Genomic DNA, 24792 nt, shown 5'->3' with positions numbered 1-24792 from the left:
GGGCAAAAAAGGGGTGTTTGTGTCAGAAAATACGCGAAAGCAGCGCGGTGACGGCGGTCTCCACCCGCAAGATGCGATCACCCAGCTGCACCGGCGCCAGGCCTGCCTTGCCCAGCAGGTCGATTTCGTAGGGGATCCAGCCGCCCTCGGGGCCGATGGCCAGGGTAACGGCTTGTTCTACGGCGCGGGGACAGGCTGGGTAAGGGCCGGGGTGGCCGACCAGGCCCAGGGTGCCGGCGGCGATGGTGGGCAGGCGGTCTTCGACAAAAGGCTTGAAGCGCTTTTCGATGATAACCTCGGGCAGCACGGTGTCGCGCGCTTGTTCCAGGCCCAGGATCAGGTTCTCGCGAATGGTGTCGGGCTGCAGGAAGGGCGTTTGCCAGAAGCTTTTCTCGACCTTGTAGCTGTTCAGCAGGATCAGCCGCGGTACACCCAGTGTGGCCACGGTCTGAAACAGCCGTCGCAGCATTTTGGGCCGAGGCACCGCCAGCACCAGGGTCAGCGGCAGCTTGGCCGGTGGCTGCTGGTCGAAGGCCACTGCCAGCTCGGCTTCGTGTTTTTCCAGGCGCAGCACCGTGGCCTTGCCCATCAGGCCATTGATACGGCCCACGCGCAGGTTGTCACCCACCGCCACGCGGTGGATTTCCTGCATATGGGTGAAGCGCCGATCAGCAAGAACGACGCGGTTGGCCGAAACGAAGTCGGCCTCTTCAAGAAGCAACAGGTTCACGGTTGGGTCGCAGGTGGCTGGTCGTTATGGTCGTCGGCGGTTTCGTCGTGGGCGCTGCGCTTGCGGATCAGGCTGCCGCACAGCACACCGATCTCGAACAGCAGCCACATGGGCACGGCCAGCAGGGTCTGGGAGAAGATGTCCGGTGGGGTGAGGACCATGCCGACCACGAAGCAGCCGATGATCACATAGGGGCGGGCCTTTTTCAGGTACTTCACGTCGACCACGCCGATCCACACCAGCAGCACCACTGCCACCGGGATTTCGAAGGCCACGCCAAAGGCGAAGAACAGCGTCATCACGAAGTCGAGGTAGCTTGCGATGTCGGTCATCATCGCTACGCCTGCCGGGGTGGCAGCGGCGAAGAACTTGAACATCAGCGGGAACACAAGGAAATAGGCAAAGGCCATGCCGGCGTAGAACAGCAGGATGCTCGATACGAGCAGCGGAATGGCAATGCGCTTCTCGTGACGGTACAGCCCGGGGGCGATAAAGCCCCAGATCTGCTGGAGGATGAACGGGATGGCCAGGAACAGCGCCACTATCATGGTCAGCTTGAACGGCGTGAGGAACGGCGAGGCCACATCGGTGGCGATCATCGTTGCATTGGCCGGCAAGTGCTCGCGCAGTGGCGCGGAAACCAGTGTGTAGATCTGCTGGGCGAAGGAGAACAGCCCGGCAAAGATCAGGAAAATGACGGCAACGCAGCGCAGCAGGCGGGTGCGCAGTTCGGTCAGGTGTGAAACCAGCGGCATTGGCTGGTCGTGTTCCGGATTCTCGCTCATGGGGCTCGCGGCGGTTGAGGCGGTTCAGACGGTGCGGCCGGGGCAGCGGGTGCTTCGACCGGCTTGGCTTCGAGCCCGGCAGGTGGCTGCACGCTGGCCGTGGTGACCGGCGGCTGCGCGGGTGGCGTCATGGGGTTGAGGATGCGCTTGGCTTCCTCTTCCATCTGCAGGATGTGCTCGTTATGCAGCTGGCGGCGGATGTCGTCGGCGCCAATTTCGCGCTCCACTTCCATCTTGATGCTGTTGAAGCTGCGCTTGAGCCGCCCGATCCACAGGCCTGCCGTGCGCGCGGCACCCGGCAGGCGCTCAGGGCCGAGCACCAGCAGGGCAACCAGGCCGACAAGCAGCAGCTCGCTGAAACTCATGCCGAACATGGATCAGTCTTTCCGCTGCGGCTCTTGGACCGGTTGGGCCTGGCCCTCGATGGTGTGGCCTTGTTGCGGCTGCGCGGTGTTTTGCACCGGTGGCACCGGTTGGGCAGGCGGCGGAGTCTGCTCGGCCGGTTTGGTCTCTTCTTCGTTCATGGCCTTGCGGAAGCCCTTGATCGATTCGCCCAGGTCGCTGCCGAAGTTCTTCAGTTTCTTGGTGCCGAACACCAGAACCACGACCACCAGCAGGACGATCCAGTGTTTCCAGTCAAAGATACCCATTTCGTACTCCTGAAAATTGTGTGTACAGCATATCGATCCGGCAACCCGGTGCCTGTGGGAGCGGGCGCCCCCAATAAAACGTCAGGCAGATGGCTGGCGTGCGGCCTTCTCATCATGCCCGGACAAGCCGAAGCGGCGTTCCAGTTCATCCAGCACGGCTTGTGGATGCTGGCCCAGCGCACTGAGCATCACCAGGCTATGAAACCACAGGTCGGCGGTTTCGTAGATGACATCGCTGTAATCCTTGCTGATTTGGGCATCCTTGGCAGCAATGATCGTTTCGACCGACTCTTCGCCGAGCTTTTCAAGGATCTTGTTCAGGCCCTTGTGGTACAGGCTGGCCACGTAGGAGCTGTCAGGCGCCGCTTGCTTGCGTTCTTCAAGCACTTCGGCCAGGCGGTTGAGGGTGTCGCTCATGTCAGTGTCCTGCGTTGTAGATGGCATCCGGGTCCTTCAGGACCGGGTCGACGATTTTCCACTGGCCGTCTTCATAGACGCGGTAGAAGCAGCTTTCACGACCGGTATGGCAGGCGATATGGCCCAGTTGCTCGACCATCAGGATGATCACGTCGGCGTCGCAGTCCAGGCGCAGCTCATGCAGTTTTTGCACGTGCCCGGACTCCTCGCCTTTACGCCACAGCTTGCCACGCGAACGCGACCAGTAGATGGCACGCTGCTCGGCGGCGGTCAGGGCCAGCGATTCACGGTTCATCCAGGCCATCATCAGCACACGTCCGGTCTTGTGGTCCTGAGCGATTGCCGGTACCAGGCCATCGCTGTTCCACTTGATCTCGTCCAGCCAGTCTTTCATCGTCGACTCCAAAGCGGGCCCGCTCCTGTGCCGGGCCCTTTGCGCTAGTGTGCCAGCCACAGGCGCGGCTGGCTATTGGCGCACGATCAGGTAAAGGCCTGCAGCCAGCATCAGCCAGGCGGGCCAGGCGGCCGGGGCGGCCAGGCTGGCGGTTTCGGCAGCGCCTGCGGCCAAGACTGCGCCACCGCCAAGCAGGCCGGCGCCCAGCAGGCGCAGCGCCCAGCGGTCGCCCTGGCGGCGCCGCTCCGGCAATTGTGGATCGTGCAGGTGAGGCTGCGACAGGCGTTCGAGCAGGTCGCGGGTCATGCCGGCCAGGTGCGGCAATTGCTCTACCTGGCTGTGCAGGTTGCCGAATACGGCCTTGGGGCTATAGCGGTCGCGCATCCAGCGTTCGAGGTACGGCTTGGCGGTGCTCCACAGGTCCAGGTCGGGGTACAGCTGACGGCCCAGGCCTTCGATGTTGAGCAGGGTTTTCTGCAGCAATACCAGCTGTGGCTGCACTTCCATGTTGAAGCGCCGTGCGGTCTGGAACAGGCGCATCAGCACCTGGCCGAAGGAAATATCTTTTAACGGTTTTTCGAAGATCGGCTCGCACACGGTGCGAATCGCTGCTTCGAACTCGTTCACCTTGGTGTTTGCCGGCACCCAGCCCGAGTCGATGTGCAACTGGGCGACGCGGCGGTAGTCGCGCTTGAAGAAGGCAAACAGGTTGCGCGCCAGGTAGTCCTGGTCCTCGGCGGTGAGGCTGCCGACGATGCCGCAGTCGATGGCAATGTACTGCGGGCTCCACGGCTTGACCGTGCTGACGAAGATGTTGCCGGGGTGCATGTCGGCATGGAAGAAGCTGTCGCGGAACACTTGGGTGAAGAACACTTCCACGCCGCGCTCGGCCAGCAGCTTCATGTCGGTGCGCTGGTCGGCCAGGGTGGTCATGTCGGTCACCGGTACGCCGTAGATGCGTTCCATCACCAACACCTTGGGGCGGCACAGGTCCCAGTACACCTGGGGCACGTACATCAGCTCGGAGCCTTCGAAGTTGCGCCGCAGCTGGCTGGCGTTGGCAGCCTCGCGCAGCAGGTCGAGCTCGTCGTAGATGGTTTTTTCGTAGTCGCCGACGATTTCCACCGGGTGCAGGCGACGGGCATCCGCCGAGGCGCGTTCGGCGGCCTTGGCGATCAGGAACAGCCAGGCCAGGTCTTGGGCGATGACCGGTTTCAGGCCCGGACGCACCACCTTGACCACCACCTCTTCACCGGTTTTCAGGCGTGCGGCGTGCACCTGGGCCACCGAGGCCGATGCCAGTGGCTCGACGTCGAAGCGGCTGAACACCTCGCCGACCTTGGCACCGAGCTGTTCCTCGATCAAGGCCACGGCTTTTTTCGGGTCGAAGGGGGGCACACGGTCCTGCAACCGCATCAGTTCGTCGGCGATGTCCGGGGGCAGCAGGTCGCGGCGGGTGGACAGCAACTGGCCGAACTTGATGAAGATCGGCCCCAGGTCCTGCAGCGCCAGGCGCAGGCGCGCGCCACGGCTGAGCTCGGTGGGCTTGCGTGGCAGCCAGCGCCACGGCATCAACAGGCGCAGGCTGGCCAGCCACCAGGGCAGCAAGGGTTGGTCGAACAGCAGGTCATCGAGGCGGTAGCGGATCACCACACGCTGGATGCGAAAAAGACGTCGGACGGCGAGCAGCTTCATGCGTTATCGCTGGTATCAAGGGATCGGGACAGGCGCCTGAGGCGCGCTTCGAGGCGTTCTGTATCAAGTTTCAAGGCATCGAGTTCGCTGAAGGCGGCTTCGGCCTCGCGCTTGCCGACCAGGGTGCGGGATTCCTCGGCCAGGTATTCGGACAGGTTCTGGCTGAAACGTGCCAGACCTTGGCGAGTCCAGCGAGCGCGCAGGCGGATATGGCCGGCCAGCATTGCTGTGGCGACCGGGCCAAGCCAGCGTTGCAACTCGTGCTCCCAGTCCAGTTCCAGGTCCTGCAGCACGCCGAACAGGTCAAGCAGTACGGCGCTGTCGCCGTGCAGCTCGACTTGCGGGCTGTGCAGCACGGCGGTCTTGTCCTTGGCCAGGGCCAGTTGCGCCAGGCTACCGGCGGGGGCGCGCAGGCTGCAGTCGACCTCACCCTGCCAGTGGGCGGCGAGCATCAGGCCTTCTTCGTCGGGCAAGATGAACAGCTGCAGGGCCGGTTGGCGGCAGTCGATTTCGATGACCTTGCCTTCCAGCGCGGCCAGCCGCGGCAGGGCCGTGCTGTCCATGCGCAGGACGCGGTTCAGGCCATGTTCGACGCTGGCGAGCAGCCCGGCCAGCAACATCAGGGTTTGATTCCCCGGTGCACGGCAACGATGCCGCTGGTCATGTTGTGATAGGTGACGCGGTCGAAACCGGCCTCGACCATCATGCTCTTCAGGGTTTCCTGGTCAGGGTGCATGCGGATCGACTCGGCGAGGTAACGGTAGCTCTCGGAGTCATTGGTGATCAGCTTGCCAGCCAGCGGCATGAAAGCGAACGAGTAGGCGTCGTAGGCCTTGGACATCAGCTTGTTGGTCGGCTTGGAGAACTCCAGGATCAACAGACGGCCACCGGGCTTGAGCACGCGCAGCATCGAACGGATGGCGGCGTCCTTGTGGGTGACGTTGCGCAGGCCGAAAGCAATGGTCACGCAGTCGAAGTGGTTGTCCGGGAACGGCAGCTTTTCAGCATCGGCCTGGACGAACTCGATATTGCCGGCCACGCCGCGGTCAAGCAGGCGGTCACGGCCTACCTTGAGCATCGAATCGTTGATGTCGGCCAGCACCACCTGTCCGGTCGGCCCGACAAGACGCGAGAACTTGGCCGCCAGGTCACCGGTACCGCCGGCGATGTCCAGCACGCGGTTGCCGCTGCGCACGCCTGACAGCTCGATGGTAAAGCGCTTCCACAGGCGGTGCATGCCGCCGGAAAGCACGTCGTTCATCAGGTCGTACTTGGCTGCCACCGAGTGGAACACTTCGGCGACTTTCTTCGCCTTCTGGCTTTCAGGCACGTCCTGATAGCCGAAATGGGTGGTGGGTTCGGCGTGGTCGCCTTTGCGCTGGTCGTTCATATCGCTTCACCGGAAAAAATTACCGCCATTCTAGGGCGAACGGGCGGATTTGTCTTGGCGGGGTGTGCCAGCGGGCAGGGGCGGGCATAATGCGCATTATGTCTACATCTTCAGGAACGTCCGCATGACCCAGATCAGCGTCGAACGCAAACACTCCCTCGGCCGTGATGCCGCCCGCGCCAAGGCCGAAGCGCTGGTCGACAAGCTCAGCCGCGAGTACGACCTCAAGGCCACCTGGAACGGTGACCGTGTGGACGTTGCGCGCAGTGGCGCCAATGGCAGTGTGCACATTGGCGACGACAGCATCCGCGTCGAATTGAAGCTGGGCATGATGCTGTCGATGATGAGCGGCACCATCAAAGGTGAAATCGAGCGGGCGCTGGACAAGGCCCTGGCCTGAGCCGGCGCCGCCCTGTGGCTACTGTGGCGCGTCCGCCGGGAAAGGAATGATACCAATCACCTGCTCCAGGCGCAGATCGCCGCGGTAGATCGCGATGCGCTCGCGTGCGTCTGCGGCCCGCTCAAGCATGGCCTTTCGGCCCCTTACGCCTGCATCCCAGAATTTGAGGTGGCCCTTCACGAAGTCATGCCCCCTCGCTTCGAGGCTGGGATAATGAAAATGCGCCTCCCACAGTAACCGCTGTGGCGCTTGTACATCGCGAACCTCGTAGACGTCGAGGTAATCATTGGCGTGACGTAACTGTCGGCGAATCACGGTTTGCCTGATTCGAATCCGGTTCTGCTCAGCCAGGAAGCGAAGGGCCTTGCCGTCGGGATGTCGGGTGTTCAGATACGCGTCGGTGAGTAGCCGAAGTTTTTCGTGATGGACGCGGTCTACCGCTGCCCGAAGGAGTTCGACCAAGCCGTAATCCAGTGGATTGTTAAGCTCGGTCAGTTGCTGCTGCACTTCGCGCATGTCACCTGCCGGCCATTCCAGAAAGTCGCTCAGGCTGTTGGGCTCATCGGCATAGTGAGCGGCGAAGGCGATTTTTCCATCCACCTCTGCCAGCAGGCGGTTTGCTCGCTGGCGCAGCTGTGCGCGGTCATGCTGGGCCGGCCGCGCTTGCTCAGGCACGGCATGCCACACCCCGTCGCGTTGCGTGAAGCTGCCCGCAGGCTCCTGGTTGAATGCACTGCGCTGGATAGCACGGTTGCCCATTTGATCGATTTCCACCAGTAGCGGTCGACCTCGGTCAACACGGATGACCCGGCGTCTGATCGTCGCGGGCCGATGATAGGGCGTTGGCGAGGGGGGGCTGATGCCGCTGTCGAGGTTGGTCAAGGTCGCGCTCAGTTGCTGCTCTGTGATCTGGGCAATCGTGGACAGTTCGCGTATGTATTCGTCCAGTACGTCAGCGACCAGCGCAGGCGAGTCCAGCGTTTTCATGTATTGGGCGCGGTCCAGCACGGTACGGTATTTCTGAAGGATATCCTCAAGCAGTTCGGCTTTGACCTGGGCCGTCTCTTCGGTGGCTGCCAGCCCGTCGTGGCTCCATACCGTGCTGCTGAATTCGATGCCGCTGAGCGGCGCGCGCATCGCAAGCAAATCCTCGGCCGTGTCCGCAGAGAGGCGGCTCTTGTCCACGGCGAGGTAGGCCAGGTCACTGAGCAGCTGGGCCCGAATGACCAATGTCGAATACGTTCTGCGTCGGATGGTCTGAGCGAGTTTCGTGGCTTTATTGGCAAAATCGATCTTGGGGTCCTGCAGTGTTTCCGCCAGGATCCGGTCCAGCCGCTGGCTGACGACAAGCAGGCGGCGGCTGGCTTGGCAGGAATCGCGTACCCGCTCGCGATAGTCGAGGTATTGCTGTATCTGCTCGGCAGTCTCTGGAACGCGGGGCAGCCCGGTGGCCTGTGCGCTCAGTGCCTGGTGGTCGACCTGCTCCAGCAAGCGTCGGCACAGCAGCATGTCGTTTTCGATGGCTGCGCCGTACCAATTGCCGTATCGGCGTCGGCTCGGGGCTCGGGTGTCGAATTTGCTGAACCGTGGTTCGGCCATCTCCTTGAACACTTCGATGTTCCCATGCAACAGCGTGCTCTGCCGTTCCAGGTAGAGCGCGGATGCCCTGATCTCTGGCAAGTGGCGCAGGCGCTGGGCTTTGAGTGCCTGCCTCTGAAGTTGCAATGCTGGCGGCGGTGAAGCGCGCTCCTGTGCAGGCAGAGCATCGACAGCCAGGCTGTACTCCAGCGCGAGGTCGTCATAAGCCTGCAGTTGCACTTGGCTGCGTTCCATAAGTGGCGCCATCTGGTTCAGCGCTTGTTGGTTCGCCGTGGCGGTTGTACTCAAGGTGTCGAACCGCTGGCGGTTTTCAGCGTTGATGGATTGCCTGTTCCTTGGCATGCCGCCAGAGAGGTTCAGATTCACGGTCCATTGGCCATTCCAGCGCGTCAGCCAGGGGCCTTTTTGGCGTTCACGGCCAACGATATGGTAGCCGTCCGGGGCGCCATTCCATTGGGACACCCACTCGCTGCTGCTCGGCTCGGGGCCGATGATCTGCATGCCGTTCCACGTCTCGATGACCTCATAGGCGCCATCGCCCAACTTGGCGTAGTAACGGCCGGCAATATTGTACAACCCACGCAAACGGCCCCTTGTCAGTGGCGCGTGCCCTTCGAGTGGCTGCGAGGCTTGCAGTTGGGCCAGTGACTGGCGCTCCTGTACCGACAGGTTGCTCAGGCGCTGCCCGTCATGCCAGCCATCTACACGCACGAGCGTGGGCCGTGGCGCCTCGACGGGGGGCTGCCACGGTTTCTCCTGTGGCTGCTCGAGCGCTGGGGGCGGGGTCTCTTCCTTCGGCGCAGGGCCTGAAAAACGTAGCCTGGCGGGCTCTTCGCTGTTGGCAGGTGGCGTTGCAGGGCGGTGGGCAAGGAGCAAGGCCAGGTTGGTGACCAGGTCTATGGCTGCGACGATCTTGTCGTCACCGCTGCGCTTGATCAGCGCCTCGACGTCTTCCTTGACTGCCGACAGCGCCACCACCAGCCACACCAGGGTGGTCATCGGGCCATGCCAAAGTTGGGTGACGGTATTGAAGATCGCCCACGCAGCCTCCTTCACCAAAGCCCGCACTTCCTGGGCATTGGAGACGCTGTTGCTGGCTGAGGCCAATAACATGGTCTCGATACGGGCGTTGAACAGATGAGTGTCCAGATCTTCCGTCCAGGCCTGGAACGAGGCCTGGACCGGGCGTCTGAGGCGTTGCAAAAGGTGGTCCAGCAGCTCGACCGGCACATTGAGCAGGTGCGTCAGCTTGGTCATGTTCGGGTGCAGGTGCGGGTGCTTGAACCCGTCGTTCTGGTAAGTCGGACGCGCGTCATCCTCAAGCCAGGCCAGTACGCTCTCTTGCAGTTCGCCCCTGCTGCGGATTGCGTCCATCAGCAATTCGAGGTTCGGAAATTCCTGCAACGCCCTGTCGGCATAGAATGGGCGGTACAAGACCCAGCTGCCGCTTGCCGGTATTTCGATGATGAACATCCCGTGCGCCACATCGCTTGCCGAAGCGCCAGGCGCGCAAAGGAACGCCAGGGGGGCGATGCGCAGAAGGTCCACGCCATTGTCCATGCCCTGGCAGAACCTGAGCATTGCCTGGCTTGCCGCTTCGCCAAGCTGTCGCTCGATCTTGGCCTTCAGCGTGCTGAACCGAAGGGCGTAACGCCATTCCCTGGCATGCTGGCGGATTCGCTCGGCCCTGCGCGGCTGGGTGTTGACTTGGTCCTTCAGGTAGGAGGGGTAGTGACCGCCGATGTCGACCTGATGAATCAGGCCCCTGATCTGGTCGATGCTCAGCCAGTCGGTCACAGGCGAGCCGTCCTCGAAGTTCATCCCGCTCATCACCTCGCCAGCCTCCAGCCGCAGGCGTGAAACTGCCAAATCGGTCAGGGGCACCGAGTACAAGAACAGTGACTGCCCTTGTGTAGCGGCGCCGATGATGGCCTGGGAAATGCGGATGTGCACCTTGTTCGGGTCGTGTACCGCCTTGTCTGGGTAGCTGGTCTGCAGGGTCTCACGCAAGCGGCGAGCGGCGTAATCACGGATATCCTCGACATCGCCCAGGGATGTGCAGCCCTTCGACCGACCTTGGCTCGCCGCCAGATCGAGCAGTGCAGTGTGGTAGGCGTAGCGGTCCTCAGCGCTGGCATTGAGCAGCCATCGCGGCGGGCTGACGGAGGGTGCAGCTTGCTCCTGCGATGGCAGGTTGAAGAAGTAAGCTGACGGGTCGCTCACCTGGCGCAGTTGTCGCTCCAGTTCGTCGACGGTTGTCAGGCCGCCAATACGCAGGCGGCCGATGTCGTCCAGGATATCGTTCAGCAGTTGCCTGACCTGGAAGGCGAAAGGGCGTCCGATTACTGGCGAGTGTGCCCAGGACAACGTTTCGAAGCGATAACGTTGCGCTAGCTGCCGTTGCAGCGCGGTGGCAAAGCTGGGCAGGTCGACATGGCGATGAACCGAACCGCAGGGCTTGCATTGCAGAACCAGGCTGCGGGTGCCGCTTGTGGTGATGAGCAACAGATCCGGTAGGGTAACGGTGTGTGCCCCGCCATCCGTTCCGAGCGTGACTTGTATCGCCTCGACAGCCAGGCTGTCGTATACCCCGTCGAGCAGGGCGTACATTGCCGCTTTTTCATCATCTCCAAGGCCTTGGCGAGGGAGGTTCTCGAGCAATGCAGCCTTGATGGTGTGCTCCAGCCAGAGCATGCGCGAGACTTGGCTGTCTTCGTCGAGCCCGTTCCAGAAGCCGATCTGGGCTTGCTGGAAGGCCGGTATCAACGCACCAAGCACGGTATCGAAGTCATCGCTGAGCTTCGTCAGGTCCGGCATGATTTCGGGTTGGCGAATGTTGTCCTGGCCTTGCTCCTGAATTTTAAACACATGGGGAGGGCTGATGCTCAGCTTGTCTGAGGCGCCCAGTTGCACACGTTCCTTGGTCAGGAAATGCCGGAGAAGCTCGTCCAGCAGCCCGCTCTGACGTGGCAGATCATCTGTGCTGGCCGGTGCATGCAGGATGACGAAAGGGTCGAGCGATGTGATATGAGGATGGTTGCGGTGCAACCATGGATACCGGTCGCTGAAAGTCTGGAATGCTTCCTTTGATAAAACGTCCCGCAGGCTGGGTCGTTTGGAGAAACAGGCTGCCACGCTTTGCTTGAACGTCAGCCTGGGTGGGTTTGCTACAACAGTCATGGCGTCGATGTCCGTGAGGTGAAGCTTGCGACGCTAGCGCTATGGGCGAAGGGGCTTGCGGTATATAGATGCGACAACGAAGACCTTAGGGTGAGGTTTCTAATTTTCTTCCCTACCTTATGTTCAAGCCCAACCTCCGTGGGCGGTTTTCCACCACTCATGAGCATGAGGTACACAGCATGGCCAAAGTGATTGTGAAGAAAAAAGACGAAGCCCTGGGTACGCTTGGCGAGGTGCGAGGCTATGCGCGCAAGATCTGGCTGGCCGGTATCGGCGCCTACGCCCGCGTTGGTCAGGAAGGCTCTGACTACTTCAAGGAGCTGGTCAGGGCGGGTGAAGGTGTCGAGACTCGCGGCAAGAAGCGCATCGACAAAGAGCTCGATGCCGCCAACCACCAGCTTGATGAAGTCGGTGAAGAAGTGAGCCGCGTACGCGGCAAGGTAGAAATTCAACTCGACAAGATCGAAAAAGCTTTCGACGCACGGGTCGGTCGCGCCTTGAATCGCCTGGGTATTCCGTCTAAACATGACGTTGAGGCGTTGTCGATCAAGCTTGAACAGTTGCATGAGCTGCTTGAGCGTGTCGCGCACAAACCATAAGGAGAGCAGGATGGCTGGCAAGAAGAACACCGAAAAAGAAGGCAGCTCCTGGGTCGGCGGGATCGAGAAATACTCCCGCAAGATCTGGCTGGCGGGGCTGGGTATCTATTCGAAGATCGACCAGGACGGCCCGAAGCTGTTCGACTCGCTGGTGAAGGATGGCGAGAAGGCCGAGAAACAGGCGAAAAAGACGGCTGAAGATGTTGCCGAGACTGCAAAGTCCTCGACCACTTCGCGGGTATCGGGCGTGAAGGACCGTGCGTTGGGCAAGTGGAGCGAACTCGAAGAAGCCTTCGACAAGCGCCTTAACAGTGCCATCTCGCGTCTTGGCGTACCGAGCCGCAACGAGATCAAGGCACTGCACCAGCAGGTGGATAGCCTGACCAAGCAGATCGAGAAGTTGACTGGTGCTTCGGTTACGCCGATTTCCTCGCGTACTGCGGCGACCAAGCCGGCTGCGAGCAAGGCCGCGGCCAAGCCAATGGCCAAGGCAGCAGCCAAGCCTGCGGCGAAAACGACGGCGGCCAAACCTGCTGGCAAAACCGCAGCGGCCAAACCTGCAGCCAAAACCGCAGCGGAAAAACCTGCAGCCAAGCCCGCAGCAGCCAAGCCTGCGGCGAAGCCGGCAGCGGCCAAGAAACCTGCGGTGAAGAAGGCGCCGGCTAAACCGGCAGCCGCCAAGCCAGCCGCCCCAGCGGCGAGCGCTGCTCCTGCCGCAACCGCTGCACCGGCACCGGCACCTGCCGCCACCCCGGCCAGCAGCACGCCATCGGCACCTACCGGCACCGGTACCCTGATCTAATACCGCGTCGCCTTCTTCGCGGGTAAACCCGCTCCCACAAGATGCGCCAAACCTTGTAGGAGCGGGTTTACCCGCGAATGCGTCGGCTGCAACACTCCATCTCCAGTAGGCCTACCCCTCCAGGTACTTCACTGCCAGTTGCTCCGCCGCCGCCCGTGCCTGGGCCTGCAGATGCGGCGCCACCAGCATCATCACCTGGTAAACCACGATCCCCACATCCCCCTCGCGCCCCAGCACACGCTGATAATCCAGCGAGAACATCAGCGTCAGGGTGATCTGCTCCACCAGTTGCCCCAGCGCCTGGGTATCACTCTCTACCAGCCCCTGGCTCTTGAGGCTGGCCAACAGTGCCGCCAGCGTGCGTTTGATCGCATTGATCAGGCTGCGCATGCCTCGGGCTAGCTTGGGCAAGCGCCCGGTCAGGTTGGACAAGTCCTGGAACAGGAAGCGGTACTGAGCCATGCGCTCGACGATCAAGTGCAGAAACAGCCAGTAATCCTCTGCGTCCAGACGCACCTCCAGCGGCGGGTCCAGCAGCGGCATCAACGCTTCTTCAAAACGCTCGAACAAGCCCAGTACCACCGGCTCCTTGCCATGGAAGTGGTAGTACAGGTTGCCTGGGCTGATGCCGAGTTCGTTGGCAATTTCCAGGGTGGATACGTTGGGTTCGCCCTGCTGGTTGAACAGCTGCAGGGCGCATTCAAGGATACGGTCGCGGGTTTTCATCCAGTCAGCAGCTCATCGGGTCAGCACGTAGGTGCCTGGCGCGGGGCCTAGCGGTGGGTAAGTGGCGTTGCCCAGTTCAGTGCGCGGCGCCTTGAGCAGGCCGGAGCGGGCGGTGATCCACTCCAGCCACAACGGCCACCAGCTGCCTTCGCTGCGCTTGGCATCGTGGAACCAGGCGCGCGGGTCGTTGCTCAGCTTGGGGTTGGCCAGGTAGTAGGCTTTGGGGTTGCCTGGCGGGTTGATGATGCTTTGGATATGCCCGCTGTTGGCCAGCACGAAGCGCCGCTCGCCACCCAGCAGTAACGCCGAGCGGTACACCGCATCCCATGGCGTGATGTGGTCGTTGCTGCCGGCCACGGTAAAGCTGTCGATATTGACCTGCTGCAGGTCGATCGGCGTACCGCACACCTCCAGCCCGGACGCGTAGGTCAAGGGGTTGAGCTTGAAAAACTCCAGCAGGTCGCCATGCAGCGCGGCGGGCAGGCGCGTGCTGTCGGCATTCCAGTACAGGATGTCGAAAGCCGGCGGTGTCTTGCCGAGCAGGTAGTTGTTGACCCAGTAGTTCCAGATCAGGTCGTTGGGCCGCATCCAGGCAAAGATCCGTGCCACTTCGCCACCGTCCAGCACGCCACGCTGATAGGAGCGCCGCTTGGCCGCTTCGATGGTTTGCTCATCGGCGAACAGGCTGGCCGGGCTTTCGAACTTGCTGTCCAGCAAGCTGACCAGATAGGTGGCACTGCGCACCCGGCGCAATTGCTTCTTGGCTTGCAGGTGGCCTTGCAGTGCGGCCATGGTCAGGCCGCCGGCACAGGCGCCCATCAGGTTGGGGTCGCGGTTGCCGCTGATACTGCGGCAGGCATTGAGCGCTTCCTCCAAGGCTTGCACGTAGCTGGAAAGGCCCCATTCACGGTGGCGTGGGTCGGGGTTGCGCCAACTGACCATGAACACCTGCAAGCCGCTTTTGAGCATGTACTGGACAAAGCTGTTGGTAGCGCTGAGGTCGAAGATGTAGAACTTGTTGATCTGAGGCGGCACGACCAGCAGTGGGCGTGCGTGCTGCTTTTCGCTCATCGGCGAGTACTGGATCAGCTCCAGCAGTTCGTTGCGAAATACCACTGCGCCAGGGGTTGCGGCCAGGTTAACGCCCACTTCAAAGGCGCGCTCGTCCACCTGACGCGGCAGCCCATCGTTGTGACGCAGGTCGTCGAGCAGGTGGGCCACGCCGCGCACCAGGCTCTGGCCGCCGGTGTTGAACAGCTCCTTGACCGCCAGCGGATTGAGCAGTGAGTTGCTGGGCGCCAGCGCATCGTTGATCAGGTTGAACAGAAAATGGGCGCGGGCTCGATCATCGTCGTTCAAGTGGCTTTCATCGATCCACTGGCGTGTCTGCTTCTGCCAGGCCAGATAGGCCTGCAGGCCGCGGCGGTAGAACGGGTTCTGGCTCCAGGTCGGGTCACTGAAGCGTGCGTCACGCGGGTTCGGCTGGTAGGGCGTGTCCCCCAGCATTACCCGCCCCAACTGCCCGCCAAGCGCCAGCAGATGGTGCGCGGCATGCAGCGGGTGGCGCAGGCCGTGGCGGCCGACGTTGCGTAGCGTGGAAAGCAGGTCGCGGCCGCGAAGGCCGAGGATGGCGTTCTGCACGTTCATGCGGGTGGCGGGGAGCGTTGTCGATCCTTTGGCCGGTTTGTCTTTCATGGCAACACTCCCTCGTCTAATCCATTTCCCTGTCAGGCCGCAGCTGTTTCACCCCCCCGAGGCCGGACGGGGATGCATGACCGCACGCTGACGTTCTTCCTGCAGGAACTTCATGATGATCGGGGCGACGGCTTCTGCCCGGGTGATCAGGAACAGATGGCCGTCGTCGATAATGTGTAGCTGGGCATTGGGAATCCGCCAGGCCAGCAGGCGCATGTTGATCAGCGGGATCAGCGGGTCGTCGTCGCCGGCCAGTACCAGGGTGGGCTGCTGGATCTTGTGCAGCCAGTGGATGCTGGTCCAGCCGAGCCCGGCGAACAGCTGCCAGTAGTAGCCCAGTTTGCCGCCGGAGCGCACTTTGGCGGCATGGTGCATGGCCAGGTCTGGGTCACGTCGGAAGCCGCCGCCATAGATCATCGGTGCAATGCGGATGACATGCGACGGCTGCACGTAACGCCGGGGGCTGGCCATCATCCACAGCACCTTGGGCTTGCCTGGCACCATGACCGCGCCGGCAGCGGTGGCGGCCAGCACCAGCTTCTTGCAGCGCTCGGGGTAATCGTGAGCAAACTGCTGGGCCAGGGCGCCGCCCCAGGACACGCCGATGACGTTGACCTGGCCGTAGTCGAGGTAGTCGAGCATCCGCGCGGTCAGCTTGGCCAGCCCAGGGAAGCGATACGGGTGGCGCGGTGTGGACGAGCCGCCGACCCCGGGCACATCGAAGGCGATGACTTCCAGGTCCGGATCAAGTGCTTCGATGAACGGAAACACCAGCTCGAGGTTGGCGCCGATGCCGTTGAAGATCAGCAACGGCGTCAGGTGCGGCTTGCCGGGGCGAACAGCGGTACGGATGGACTGGTTGTCCAGCTCGACGGTCCTGAAAATATAGGGTTGCGGCATGCACGTGACTCTTGGGTGAAGTAAACACCGTGGCGCCTTGCAGGCCGCCACGGCGCTGTAACTCAACGCTCGTGAACGTAGGTGCCTGGGGAGGCTTCACCGGCGGCATACGCACGGTTGCCCAGGCGGGTCGGTGCCTTTTTCAGCGCGCCGGCACGCTCGCCCAGCCAACTCTGCCAGTGCAACCACCAGGAGTCTGCATGCTTGATGGCGTTTTCCTGCCAGGCCACCGGGTCGCCCGGGCGGTCGGCACCGGTCATGAAGCGTGCCTTCGGGTTACCCGGCGGGTTGAGGATGCTCTGGATATGCCCGCTGTTGGACAGTACGAATTCGATCTTGCCGCCGAACAGATGTGCCGAGCGGTAGCATGACGGCCATGGGGTGATGTGGTCGTTGGTGCCGGCGAGGCTGTAGATGTCACATTTGACCTGTTTCAGGTCGATCGCGGTGCCGCACACTTCCAGGGCGTCGGGGCGGGTCAGCGGGTTGGTCTTGAACATTTCGATCAGGTCGCCGTGGAAGGCGGCCGGCAGGCGCGTGGTGTCGTTGTTCCAGAACAGGATGTCGAATACGGGGGGCTCATTGCCGAGCAGGTAGTTGTTTACCCAGTAATTCCAGATCAGGTCGTTGGGGCGCATCCAGGCGAACACCTTGGCCATTTCGCTGCCTTCCAGCACGCCCGCCTGATAGGAGTGGCGCTTGGCTGCCTCCAAGGTCTGCTCGTCGACAAACAATGCGACCTGGTTGTCCATGGTGGTGTCCAGCACGCTAACCAGCAGGGTCAGGGCGTTGACCTTGTTCTCACCAATGGCGGCATAGTGGCCCACCAGTGCGGTACAGGTGATGCCGCCGGAGCAGGCGCCAAGCATGTTCAAGTCTTTGCTGCCGGTAATCGCCAGCACCGCGTCGACGGCTTCTTTCAGCGCATCGATGTAGGTGGACAGGCCCCACTCGCGCTGGGCCTTGGTCGGGTTGCGCCAGCTGATGATGAAGGTCTGCTGCTGCGAGCGCAGGCAGAAGCGCGCCAGGCTCTTTTCCGGGCTGAGGTCGAACACATAGAACTTGTTGATCTGCGGTGGCACCACCAGCAGCGGGCGGGCGTGCACCTGCTCGGTGATGGGGCTGTACTGGATCAGCTCCAGCACATCGTTGCGGTACACCACCGCGCCTTCGCTGGTGCCCAGGTTCTTGCCCACTTCGAAGGCATCCATGTTCACCTGGCTGGGCATGCCGCCGTTATTGACCATGTCCTTGGCCAGGTTGGACAGGCCATCGAGCAGGCTCTTGCCGCCGGTTTCGAAGAAGCGTTTGACCGCAGCCGGGTTGGACAGGGTATTGGTCGGCGCCATGGCCTCGGTCATCAGGTTGATGACGAACTGGCCGCGGCTGATGTCCTGGGGGGACAGGTCGCTGCTGCTGACCCAGTCCTGCAGCTCCTTGCGCCAGGCCAGATAGGTTTGCAGGTAGCGGCGGTACAGCGGGTTGTTGCTCCAGGCCGGGTCATTGAAGCGACGGTCGTCGCTTTCCGGGGCCAGGCTGGATTTGCCCAGCAGCACGTTCTTCAGCTCCAGGCCAAAGTGAGCCACATGTTTGGCGCTGTGCAGCGGTTGGCGCACGGCCTGGCGCAGCACGGTGCGTGCCGAGCTCAACAGGTCCTTGCGGCGGATGCCGATGACCGGGTTCAGCCCCAGGGTGTTTTCCGAGGCCTGCCGCTGCAGCTCATCGTTGTTCTTGTTACTCATCTACGACGCTCCGTTGTCCTGAGACGAGTACCGGTTGCTGTGGTGGGTGCACAGCCCTGAGCCCGGTACTGCTACTCGGGTGACCAGTGATAAGGAACAGCGGTGCTGCGTGGGTTCTGACGACCTGCAAAGTGATGCAGGGAACTTGCCACACCCATTGGTTACCCGACTTTCGTGTAATGCGCAAGACAGCCCTTCACTGGGCTGTCTGCAAGCCATTCAAACAGATGAATTTAGAAAATGCGCTCTAAACCCCGCAGGCCTTGCGCTAGAGCATGAGCTTGACCACAGATTCGGCTGGGTCGCGGGATTTGCCGGCCTTGTGCAACTCGTCGAGGTATTCCGCCCACAGTTGTTCCTGGCGCAGGCACAGTTGCTCAAGGTATTCCCAGGTGAACAAGCCGCTGTCATGACCGTCGTCGAAGGTCAGTTTCAGTGCATATTGGCCGGCAGGTTCCAGGTCACTGAGGCCGACATTGATCTTGCCGAACTGCAGGATGGGGTTGCCGTGGCCCTGGACCTCGGCGGAGGGAGAGTGCACGCGCAGGAATTCGGCGGGCAGGTGGTAGACCTCGCCGGGCGCGTAGGTGAGGCTGAGGGTTTTGGAGGCTTTGTGCAGGTTGATGGCGGTAGGCAGGCGGGCCATGGGCAGAATCTCTCGGGAGCTGATGAAGCACAGCTTCCAGCTTATGGGAAAGGGATTCAAGGGCCTCTTCGCAGGCAAGCCCGCTCCTGCACGGATCACCACAGGCCCAAGGAATGTGGTGACATGTGCAGGAGCGGGCTTGCCCGCGAAGCTGTCGAAACCGGTCTTACAGGATGTAACGCGACAGGTCTTCGTTCTGCGCCAGCTCACCGAGGTGGCTGTTCACATACGCTGCGTCGATCTGGATCGGCGCTTCGTCATGGGTGCTGGCCAGGTCGCCCGCACTGAACGACACCTCTTCGAGCAAGCGCTCGAGCAGGGTGTGCAGGCGGCGGGCACCGATGTTTTCGGTTTTCTCGTTGACCTGGTAGGCAATCTCGGCCAGGCGCTTGATGCCGTCGGCGAGGAACTCGATGTTCAGGCCTTCGGTCTTCAGCAATGCCTGGTACTGCTCGGTCAGCGACGCGTGCGGCTCTTGCAGGATGCGCTCGAAGTCTTCCGGGGTCAGTGCCTTCAGTTCAACACGGATCGGCAGGCGGCCTTGCAGCTCGGGCACCAGGTCGCTCGGCTTGCTCAGGTGGAATGCACCCGAGGCAATGAACAGAATGTGGTCGGTCTTGACCATGCCCAGCTTGGTGTTGACGGTGCAGCCTTCGATCAGCGGCAGCAGGTCGCGCTGTACGCCTTCGCGGGATACGTCGGCACCGCCAACGTTGCCACGCTTGGCAACCTTGTCGATCTCGTCGATAAACACGATGCCGTGCTGTTCGACCGCTTCCAGGGCCTTGGCCTTGAGCTCTTCCTCGTTGACCAGGCGGCTCGCTTCTTCATCGCGAACCATCTTCAGCGCTTCTTTTACCTTCAGCTTGCGCGCTTTGCGCTTGCCCTTGCCCATATTGGCAAACAGGCTCTGCAGCTGGTTGGTCATTTCTTCCATGCCGGGCGGCGCAGCAATTTCGACACCGACGGCATCGGCCACTTCGATCTCGATTTCCTTGTCGTCCAGTTGGCCTTCGCGCAGGCGCTTGCGGAACAGCTGGCGGGTGTTGGAGTCGCTGCTGGTCTGTGCGGCTTCTTCGCTGAAGCTGGTGACGCGCGCCTGGGGCAGCAGGGCGTCGAGGATGCGGTCTTCGGCGGCGTCTTCGGCGCGGTGGCGCACGCGGATGATTTCCTGCTCGCGCAGCATCTTCAGCGCGGCATCGGCCAGGTCACGGATGATCGACTCGACGTCGCGGCCCACGTAGCCCACTTCGGTGAACTTGGTGGCTTCGACCTTGAGGAACGGCGCGTTGGCCAGCTTGGCCAGACGGCGGGCGATTTCGGTCTTGCCGACGCCGGTAGGGCCGATCATCAGGATGTTCTTGGGGGTGACTTCGGCACGCAGCTCGGCAGGGAGCTGCATGCGCCGCCAGCGGTTGCGCAGCGCAATGGCCACGGCGCGCTTGGCGTCGTCCTGGCCGATGATGTGGCGGTTGAGTTCGTGGACGATCTCGCGGGGGGTCATGGACATGATCAATACGGTCCTTGGGCAGGTGAGTCAGCGTGGAAAAGCCCCTTCGCCGGGAAGGGGCGCCAGAACAGCTGAATCAGTCGGCCAGGTCCTGCTCCTCGATGGTCAGGTTGTGGTTGGTGAACACGCAGATGTCGCCGGCGATGTTCAGGGCGGTCTCGGCGATTTCGCGGGCCGAGAGGTCGGTCTTGTTCAGCAGGGCACGGGCTGCGGCCTGGGCATAGGCGCCGCCGGAACCCATGGCGATCAGGCCGTCTTCGGGTTCGACCACGTCACCGTTACCGGTGATGATCAGGGATGCATCCTTGTTGGCCACGGCCAGCATGGCTTCCAGGCGGCTCAGGGAGCGGTCGGTACGCCATTCCTTGGCCAGCTCGACGGCGGCGCGTACCAGGTGACCCTGGTGTTTTTCCAGCTGACCTTCAAAGCGCTCGAACAGGGTGAAGGCGTCGGCAGTGGCGCCGGCGAAGCCCGCGATGACCTGGCCGTGGTACAGACGACGCACCTTCTTGGCGTTGCCTTTCATCACGGTGTTGCCGAGGGATACCTGGCCGTCGCCGCCCATGACGACTTTGCCGTTACGGCGGACAGAAACGATTGTGGTCAAGGGGAGAGTCTCCACGCAGCGGGGCGAAAGTGCCTGATGCAGACTCATATGGGGGTGGGGGGAAGGATTTCAACCGGGGGGGATGAATGGTCGCGCTTGGCGGGGGACTATGTGAAGGCATTCGCGGTCATGCCCGCTCCCAAAGGGTTACCACATGCCTTGGAATTGTGGTGATCCTGTGGGAGCGGGCATGCCCGCGAAGCATGTTACTCAGGCCTCGTGGCAGACGTGCCCGTCGACCAAGGTATAACGCACCGCACCCGGCAGGCAGTGGCCGATGAACGGGCAGTTCTCGCCACGGGAGAACCATTGTTCGCCGGCAACGGTGGACGCTTGCGGGTCGAACAGCACCAGGTCGGCCGCGCCGCCCACTTTCAGCTCCCCGGCCGGCAGGCGCAGGGCGGCAGCCGGGCCGCTGCTCAGACGGGCCAGCAAGGTCGGCAGGTCGAGCAGGCCGTCTTGCACCAGGGTCATGGCCAGTGGCAGCAGCAACTCGACGCTGCTGATACCCGGCTCGGTGGCGCCGAACGGGGCCAGCTTGGCGTCGCGCTCGTGCGGCTGGTGGTGGCTGGAGATGGCCTGGATCACCCCCGACTTCACCGCCTCGCGCAACCCGTCACGGTCGGCAGCGGTGCGCAGCGGCGGCTGCACGTGGTACAGGCTGGAGAAATCGCGCAGCGACTCGTCCGTGAGGATCAGCTGGTATAGCGCTACATCGGCGGTCACAGGCAGGCCCAAGGCCTGGGCCTGGGCGATCAGCCGCGCGCCACGGGCGCTGGTGATCTGGCTGAAGTGCGCACGCACGCCGCTCTGTTCCACCAGCAGCAGGTTGCGCGCCAGGGCCACGGTTTCGGCGCTTTCCGGGATGCCCGGCAGGCCGAGGAAGCTGGCCATGGCACCCTCGTGGGCCAGGCCGCCCTGGGCCAGATCGCGGTCCTGGGAGTGGAACACCACCGTCAGGTCGAAGGTGGCGGCATACTCCAGGGCGCGGGCCAGGGTACGGTTGTTGGGGATTTCCTTCAGGCCGTTGCCAAATGCTACGCAACCGGTGTCACGCAGGGCCACCAGTTCGGCCAGTTGCTCGCCTTCCAGGCCCTTGGTCAGGGCGCCGACCGGGTAGACCTTGCTGTTGGCGGCTTCGCGGGCACGGTCAAGGATAAGTTCGGCTACCGCCGAGGTGTCCAGCACCGGCTTGGTCTGCGGCGGGCAGCACAGGCTGGTGACGCCCCCAGCCACGGCAGCGCGGGTTTCACTGGCGATGTTGCCTTTGCGGCTATAACCCGGCTCGCGCAGGGACACGCCCAGGTCGACCAGGCCGGGCGCTGCGACCAGGCCATCAGCCTGGATCGTGCGGCTGGCGCTGAAACCGGCCGGTGCGGCACCGATGGCGGCAATGCGGCCGCCGTCCAGGTGCAGGTCGGTGACCTGGTCCAGGCCGCTGTTGGGGTCGATGACCCGGGCGCCGAGAATACTGATGGTCACTGGGCGTTCTCCTGGTCGAATTGACGTTGCGCGTTCTGCCCGCTCATGGCCATGGACAGCACGGCCATGCGCACGGCGATGCCGTAGGTGACCTGGTTGAGGATCACCGAATGCTTGCCGTCGGCAACCGCCGACTCGATTTCCACGCCACGGTTGATCGGGCCCGGGTGCATGACGATTGCATCGGGCTTGGCTGCGGCCAGGCGTGCAGTCGTCAGGCCGAACAGGCGGTAGAACTCGCCTTCGCTGGGCAGCAGGCCACCGGCCATGCGCTCACGCTGCAGGCGCAGCATGATCACCACGTCGACGTCTTTCAGGCCTTCGGCGAGGTCGGTGTAGACCTTCACGCCGTACTGCTCGATACCGATGGGGATCAGGGTTTTCGGCCCGATCACGCGGATGTCCGGGCAACCCAGCGCTTTCAGCGCGAGCATGTCGGAACGGGCCACACGCGAGTGCAGGATGTCGCCGACGATAGCCACGGACAGGTTTTCGAAGCTGCCTTTGTGGCGGCGGATGGTGAGCATGTCGAGCATGCCCTGGGTCGGGTGCGCGTGACGGCCGTCGCCGCCGTTGATCACGGCAACCTCCGGGCACACGTGCTCGGCGATGAAGTGCGCGGCGCCGGAGTCGGAATGGCGCACGACGAACATGTCGGCGGCCATGGCTTCGAGGTTGCGCAGGGTATCGAACAGGGTCTCGCCCTTGCTGGTCGAGGAGGTCGACACATTCAGGCTGATCACGTCGGCCGACAGGCGCTGGGCTGCCAGTTCGAAGGTGGTACGGGTACGGGTCGAGTTCTCGAAGAACACGTTGCACACAGTCTTGCCGCGCAGCAACGGGACTTTTTTCACAGCCCGGGCGCCGACTTCCAGGAAGGAGTCGGCGGTGTCGAGGATCTCGGTGAGCAGTTCGCGGGGCAAACCGTCAAGCGAGAGGAAGTGGCGCAGCTGGCCCTGATCATTGAGCTGCAGCGGGCGCTTGGCGTCGATTGGCGTCATCGCGGGGGACTCTTAAAGGGCGGAAGCGGAGGCGAGGTCCTGGCGCTCGAGGGCGAGCGGTGCGGGTCCGGTCAATTTTACCCGTTCATGGGCGCCCAGCGACAGGGTGGCGCCGAGCACGTTCGGGCGAATCGGCAGTTCGCCGGCATCCAGGTCCAGCAGGCAGACCAGGGTAACGCTGGCCGGGCGGCCGTAATCGAACAGTTCGTTGAGCGCCGCGCGGATGGTACGACCGCTCATCAGCACGTCATCCACCAGCACCAGGTGCTGGCCTTCGACCTCGAACGGCAACTCGGACGGGCGCACTTGCGGGTGCAGGCCGTTCTGGCTGAAGTCGTCGCGGTAGAACGACACGTCCAGGGTGCCCATGGGGCTGGTGTCGCCCATCGCTTCCTGCAGGGCCTGGGCAACCCAGACTCCGCCGGTGCGGATACCGATGTAACGGGGCTCGGTGATTGCCCGGCGCGCCAGGTGGGCACGAAGGTCGACAGCCATCTGCCGGATCAGCTCGGCGGGATTGGGTAGGCTCATTGCGGGCTCCTCGGAAGGGTGCGCCGGGTGGGCCCGGCGGCAAAGATGATCAGGTATTGGCCTCCAGCCAGCCTTGCAGCAACAAGGCAGCGGCAATGGCATCGACCGGGTTGTCGCGGTAGCTGCCACGCTGGCCGCCACGGGCCATGCGCTCGCCTTTGGCCTCGAAGGTGGTCAGGCGCTCGTCGTGCGTGTGCACGGGCAGGTTGAAGCGGCCGTTCAGGCGGCGGGCGAACTTTTCGGCACGGGCGCTCATTTCGCTGGGAGTGCCGTCCATGTTCAGCGGTAGGCCGACCACAATGGCATCTGGCTTCCATTCGGCAATCAGCTTTTCCACCTGGGCCCAGTCCGGTACGCCGTTCTGCGCCTTCAGGGTGCACAGTTCGCGGGCCTGGCCGGTAATCACCTGGCCGACGGCCACGCCGATCTGTTTGCTGCCATAGTCGAAGCCCAGCAGCAGGCGTAGCTCAGCCATCAGGCGTGGCCCGCCTGGCTGGTCAGCAGGTGCAGGTTGATCCCCAGGCTGGCGGCCGCAGCCTCCAGGCGCAGGTCGCTGGCCATGCCGAAGACTATGTCCGGGTCGAACGGGCAGTTCAGCCAGGCGTTGTCGGCCAGCTCCGCTTCCAGTTGGCCCGCTTCCCAACCGGCATAGCCCAAGGTGATCAGGCTCTGCTTCGGGCCCACCCCGGCGGCGATAGCCAGCAATATGTCTTGTGACGTGGTCAGCGACAGCCCCTCCAGCGCCACGCTGGCCTGGAAACTGCACTCGCTGCTGTGCAACACGAAGCCGCGGTCGGTTTGTACCGGGCCACCCTGGTAGATCGGCACCTGCAAGGTGCTGGCCGGCGGGGTTTCGTCCGGGCGCAGTTGCTCGAGGATGTCGGCCAGGCTCAGCTCCTGTGGCCGGTTGACCACCAGGCCCATGGCGCCATGCTCATTGTGCTCGACGATGTACGTGAGGGTCTGGGCGAAGTTCGGATCGGCCATGTGTGGCATGGCGATCAGGAACTGGTGCTTGAGGTAGCTGGGTGCGAGGGTTTTCATGGGGATAGTGTGGCGCCAGGTGGCGAGACTGACAAGGTGCGGATTTGTGTCGTCTGGTTGGCGGTTGTCGTGAGGGTTTTGGTGTCTTCGAGATCGAGCGCCGCCCGCGCGGCGCATCGCGAGCTGCGCTCGCTCCTACGTTTGTTTCGGGCCAGTAACGCCTGTGACAGGCGCGCGCGACCGCCTGGTCCGTACCACACGATATCGCGTCATGCGCCAAGGCGTACGCGCGCAAATCCCCCAGAAATAATTGGCCCGAAACAAACG

The 24792-nt window shown here is 62.9% G+C and carries 25 protein-coding genes; 3 read left to right on the top strand and 22 right to left on the bottom strand.

Features of this window, described 5'->3' with window-relative positions:
• Positions 1-22 precede the first annotated feature (22 nt).
• From ACF8EA_RS10940 to ubiE, 9 genes are all read right to left on the bottom strand, one after another.
• Entirely contained in the window at positions 23-730 is a 708-nt protein-coding gene (locus ACF8EA_RS10940; protein WP_021783737.1) for a 16S rRNA (uracil(1498)-N(3))-methyltransferase, read from the bottom strand.
• Entirely contained in the window at positions 727-1515 is a 789-nt protein-coding gene (gene tatC, locus ACF8EA_RS10935; protein ID WP_103469607.1) for a twin-arginine translocase subunit TatC, read from the bottom strand. The genes ACF8EA_RS10940 and tatC overlap by 4 nt, the downstream gene beginning before the upstream one ends.
• Positions 1512-1889: a Sec-independent protein translocase protein TatB gene (gene tatB, locus ACF8EA_RS10930; protein WP_010955576.1), complete on the bottom strand. Its 378-nt coding sequence runs from the start codon at positions 1887-1889 to the stop codon at positions 1512-1514. Before tatB ends, tatC begins: the two co-directional genes overlap by 4 nt.
• Positions 1890-1892: 3 nt before the next feature.
• The gene (locus tag ACF8EA_RS10925) at positions 1893-2165 is read right to left on the bottom strand and encodes a twin-arginine translocase TatA/TatE family subunit (RefSeq protein WP_016489564.1); all 273 of its coding nucleotides are present in this window, start codon (positions 2163-2165) and stop codon (positions 1893-1895) included.
• A gap of 81 nt (positions 2166-2246) precedes the next feature.
• A complete protein-coding gene (locus tag ACF8EA_RS10920) occupies positions 2247-2582 on the bottom strand; it encodes a phosphoribosyl-ATP diphosphatase (RefSeq protein ID WP_003249283.1) in 336 nt (111 codons plus the stop codon).
• Position 2583: 1 nt separating this feature from the next.
• The gene (hisI, locus tag ACF8EA_RS10915; RefSeq protein ID WP_021783739.1) at positions 2584-2976 is read right to left on the bottom strand and encodes a phosphoribosyl-AMP cyclohydrolase; all 393 of its coding nucleotides are present in this window, start codon (positions 2974-2976) and stop codon (positions 2584-2586) included.
• A gap of 72 nt (positions 2977-3048) precedes the next feature.
• Positions 3049-4671, bottom strand: a complete 1623-nt coding sequence (ubiB, locus tag ACF8EA_RS10910) for a ubiquinone biosynthesis regulatory protein kinase UbiB (RefSeq protein WP_103443686.1) — start codon at positions 4669-4671, stop codon at positions 3049-3051.
• The gene (locus ACF8EA_RS10905) at positions 4668-5291 is read right to left on the bottom strand and encodes an SCP2 domain-containing protein (protein WP_021783741.1); all 624 of its coding nucleotides are present in this window, start codon (positions 5289-5291) and stop codon (positions 4668-4670) included. Before ACF8EA_RS10905 ends, ubiB begins: the two co-directional genes overlap by 4 nt.
• The gene (ubiE, locus tag ACF8EA_RS10900; protein ID WP_009682367.1) at positions 5291-6061 is read right to left on the bottom strand and encodes a bifunctional demethylmenaquinone methyltransferase/2-methoxy-6-polyprenyl-1,4-benzoquinol methylase UbiE; all 771 of its coding nucleotides are present in this window, start codon (positions 6059-6061) and stop codon (positions 5291-5293) included. The genes ACF8EA_RS10905 and ubiE overlap by 1 nt, the downstream gene beginning before the upstream one ends.
• Before the next feature lie 124 nt (positions 6062-6185).
• On the opposite strand from ubiE, the gene ACF8EA_RS10895 reads away from it, so the two are divergent.
• A complete protein-coding gene (locus ACF8EA_RS10895) occupies positions 6186-6461 on the top strand; it encodes a polyhydroxyalkanoic acid system family protein (RefSeq protein WP_003249289.1) in 276 nt (91 codons plus the stop codon).
• A gap of 18 nt (positions 6462-6479) precedes the next feature.
• Here the strand turns inward: ACF8EA_RS10895 and ACF8EA_RS10890 are convergent, their stop codons facing one another.
• Positions 6480-11240 carry a hypothetical protein gene (locus ACF8EA_RS10890; RefSeq protein ID WP_392522000.1) on the bottom strand — a complete coding sequence of 1587 codons (4761 nt, stop codon included), beginning with the start codon at positions 11238-11240 and terminating at the stop codon, positions 6480-6482.
• A gap of 179 nt (positions 11241-11419) precedes the next feature.
• On the opposite strand from ACF8EA_RS10890, the gene ACF8EA_RS10885 reads away from it, so the two are divergent.
• Together ACF8EA_RS10885 and ACF8EA_RS10880 are read left to right on the top strand one after the other, a co-directional pair.
• Positions 11420-11839 carry a phasin family protein gene (locus ACF8EA_RS10885; protein ID WP_014592667.1) on the top strand — a complete coding sequence of 140 codons (420 nt, stop codon included), beginning with the start codon at positions 11420-11422 and terminating at the stop codon, positions 11837-11839.
• 10 nt (positions 11840-11849) lie between these two features.
• Complete coding sequence (locus ACF8EA_RS10880; protein ID WP_101196370.1) at positions 11850-12641, top strand: phasin family protein; 792 nt, start codon at positions 11850-11852, stop codon at positions 12639-12641.
• A gap of 111 nt (positions 12642-12752) precedes the next feature.
• Here ACF8EA_RS10880 and ACF8EA_RS10875 read toward each other — a convergent pair whose 3' ends face one another.
• From ACF8EA_RS10875 to ACF8EA_RS10820, 12 genes are all read right to left on the bottom strand, one after another.
• Positions 12753-13367 (bottom strand): TetR/AcrR family transcriptional regulator, encoded by a 615-nt coding sequence (locus ACF8EA_RS10875; RefSeq protein WP_021783744.1) that lies wholly within the window; start codon positions 13365-13367, stop codon positions 12753-12755.
• Between the two features lie 12 nt (positions 13368-13379).
• Entirely contained in the window at positions 13380-15062 is a 1683-nt protein-coding gene (gene phaC, locus ACF8EA_RS10870) for a class II poly(R)-hydroxyalkanoic acid synthase (protein WP_031322405.1), read from the bottom strand.
• Positions 15063-15110: 48 nt separating this feature from the next.
• A complete protein-coding gene (gene phaZ, locus ACF8EA_RS10865) occupies positions 15111-15962 on the bottom strand; it encodes a poly(3-hydroxyalkanoate) depolymerase (RefSeq protein WP_021783746.1) in 852 nt (283 codons plus the stop codon).
• 62 nt (positions 15963-16024) lie between these two features.
• The gene (gene phaC / locus ACF8EA_RS10860) at positions 16025-17704 is read right to left on the bottom strand and encodes a class II poly(R)-hydroxyalkanoic acid synthase (RefSeq protein ID WP_084850236.1); all 1680 of its coding nucleotides are present in this window, start codon (positions 17702-17704) and stop codon (positions 16025-16027) included.
• Between the two features lie 268 nt (positions 17705-17972).
• The gene (locus ACF8EA_RS10855; RefSeq protein ID WP_392521998.1) at positions 17973-18350 is read right to left on the bottom strand and encodes a gamma-butyrobetaine hydroxylase-like domain-containing protein; all 378 of its coding nucleotides are present in this window, start codon (positions 18348-18350) and stop codon (positions 17973-17975) included.
• A gap of 166 nt (positions 18351-18516) precedes the next feature.
• Positions 18517-19860, bottom strand: a complete 1344-nt coding sequence (gene hslU, locus ACF8EA_RS10850) for an ATP-dependent protease ATPase subunit HslU (protein ID WP_003249308.1) — start codon at positions 19858-19860, stop codon at positions 18517-18519.
• 76 nt (positions 19861-19936) lie between these two features.
• Positions 19937-20467, bottom strand: coding sequence for an ATP-dependent protease subunit HslV (gene hslV / locus ACF8EA_RS10845; protein ID WP_003249309.1), 531 nt, complete (start codon positions 20465-20467; stop codon positions 19937-19939).
• Between the two features lie 210 nt (positions 20468-20677).
• The gene (locus ACF8EA_RS10840; protein WP_084850237.1) at positions 20678-21949 is read right to left on the bottom strand and encodes a dihydroorotase; all 1272 of its coding nucleotides are present in this window, start codon (positions 21947-21949) and stop codon (positions 20678-20680) included.
• Positions 21946-22950 (bottom strand): aspartate carbamoyltransferase catalytic subunit, encoded by a 1005-nt coding sequence (locus ACF8EA_RS10835; protein ID WP_021783749.1) that lies wholly within the window; start codon positions 22948-22950, stop codon positions 21946-21948. Before ACF8EA_RS10835 ends, ACF8EA_RS10840 begins: the two co-directional genes overlap by 4 nt.
• 12 nt (positions 22951-22962) lie before the next feature.
• Positions 22963-23481: a bifunctional pyr operon transcriptional regulator/uracil phosphoribosyltransferase PyrR gene (pyrR, locus tag ACF8EA_RS10830; RefSeq protein WP_021783750.1), complete on the bottom strand. Its 519-nt coding sequence runs from the start codon at positions 23479-23481 to the stop codon at positions 22963-22965.
• 49 nt (positions 23482-23530) lie between these two features.
• The gene (gene ruvX, locus ACF8EA_RS10825) at positions 23531-23956 is read right to left on the bottom strand and encodes a Holliday junction resolvase RuvX (RefSeq protein WP_003249316.1); all 426 of its coding nucleotides are present in this window, start codon (positions 23954-23956) and stop codon (positions 23531-23533) included.
• The gene (locus ACF8EA_RS10820; protein WP_021783751.1) at positions 23956-24525 is read right to left on the bottom strand and encodes a YqgE/AlgH family protein; all 570 of its coding nucleotides are present in this window, start codon (positions 24523-24525) and stop codon (positions 23956-23958) included. Before ACF8EA_RS10820 ends, ruvX begins: the two co-directional genes overlap by 1 nt.
• Positions 24526-24792: the final 267 nt, after the last annotated feature.

It is taken from the genome of Pseudomonas sp. YQ_5 (genome assembly GCF_043103305.1).
Lineage (GTDB): Bacteria > Pseudomonadota > Gammaproteobacteria > Pseudomonadales > Pseudomonadaceae > Aquipseudomonas > Aquipseudomonas putida_Y.
This window is presented reverse-complemented; position numbering and strand designations above follow the sequence as displayed.

Excerpts from the sequence above, each read along its gene's own strand:
- tatC (WP_103469607.1), bottom strand. The coding sequence starts at position 1,515 with ATGAGCGAGAATCCGGAACACGACCAGCCAATGCCGCTGGTTTCACAC.
- tatB (WP_010955576.1), bottom strand. The coding sequence starts at position 1,889 with ATGTTCGGCATGAGTTTCAGCGAGCTGCTGCTTGTCGGCCTGGTTGCC.
- ACF8EA_RS10925 (WP_016489564.1), bottom strand. The coding sequence starts at position 2,165 with ATGGGTATCTTTGACTGGAAACACTGGATCGTCCTGCTGGTGGTCGTG.
- ACF8EA_RS10920 (WP_003249283.1), bottom strand. The coding sequence starts at position 2,582 with ATGAGCGACACCCTCAACCGCCTGGCCGAAGTGCTTGAAGAACGCAAG.
- hisI (WP_021783739.1), bottom strand. The coding sequence starts at position 2,976 with ATGAAAGACTGGCTGGACGAGATCAAGTGGAACAGCGATGGCCTGGTA.
- ubiB (WP_103443686.1), bottom strand. The coding sequence starts at position 4,671 with ATGAAGCTGCTCGCCGTCCGACGTCTTTTTCGCATCCAGCGTGTGGTG.
- ACF8EA_RS10905 (WP_021783741.1), bottom strand. The coding sequence starts at position 5,291 with ATGTTGCTGGCCGGGCTGCTCGCCAGCGTCGAACATGGCCTGAACCGC.
- ubiE (WP_009682367.1), bottom strand. The coding sequence starts at position 6,061 with ATGAACGACCAGCGCAAAGGCGACCACGCCGAACCCACCACCCATTTC.
- ACF8EA_RS10895 (WP_003249289.1), top strand. The coding sequence starts at position 6,186 with ATGACCCAGATCAGCGTCGAACGCAAACACTCCCTCGGCCGTGATGCC.
- ACF8EA_RS10890 (WP_392522000.1), bottom strand. The coding sequence starts at position 11,240 with ATGACTGTTGTAGCAAACCCACCCAGGCTGACGTTCAAGCAAAGCGTG.
- ACF8EA_RS10885 (WP_014592667.1), top strand. The coding sequence starts at position 11,420 with ATGGCCAAAGTGATTGTGAAGAAAAAAGACGAAGCCCTGGGTACGCTT.
- ACF8EA_RS10880 (WP_101196370.1), top strand. The coding sequence starts at position 11,850 with ATGGCTGGCAAGAAGAACACCGAAAAAGAAGGCAGCTCCTGGGTCGGC.
- ACF8EA_RS10875 (WP_021783744.1), bottom strand. The coding sequence starts at position 13,367 with ATGAAAACCCGCGACCGTATCCTTGAATGCGCCCTGCAGCTGTTCAAC.
- phaC (WP_031322405.1), bottom strand. The coding sequence starts at position 15,062 with ATGAAAGACAAACCGGCCAAAGGATCGACAACGCTCCCCGCCACCCGC.
- phaZ (WP_021783746.1), bottom strand. The coding sequence starts at position 15,962 with ATGCCGCAACCCTATATTTTCAGGACCGTCGAGCTGGACAACCAGTCC.
- phaC (WP_084850236.1), bottom strand. The coding sequence starts at position 17,704 with ATGAGTAACAAGAACAACGATGAGCTGCAGCGGCAGGCCTCGGAAAAC.
- ACF8EA_RS10855 (WP_392521998.1), bottom strand. The coding sequence starts at position 18,350 with ATGGCCCGCCTGCCTACCGCCATCAACCTGCACAAAGCCTCCAAAACC.
- hslU (WP_003249308.1), bottom strand. The coding sequence starts at position 19,860 with ATGTCCATGACCCCCCGCGAGATCGTCCACGAACTCAACCGCCACATC.
- ACF8EA_RS10835 (WP_021783749.1), bottom strand. The coding sequence starts at position 22,950 with ATGACGCCAATCGACGCCAAGCGCCCGCTGCAGCTCAATGATCAGGGC.
- pyrR (WP_021783750.1), bottom strand. The coding sequence starts at position 23,481 with ATGAGCCTACCCAATCCCGCCGAGCTGATCCGGCAGATGGCTGTCGAC.
- ruvX (WP_003249316.1), bottom strand. The coding sequence starts at position 23,956 with ATGGCTGAGCTACGCCTGCTGCTGGGCTTCGACTATGGCAGCAAACAG.
- ACF8EA_RS10820 (WP_021783751.1), bottom strand. The coding sequence starts at position 24,525 with ATGAAAACCCTCGCACCCAGCTACCTCAAGCACCAGTTCCTGATCGCC.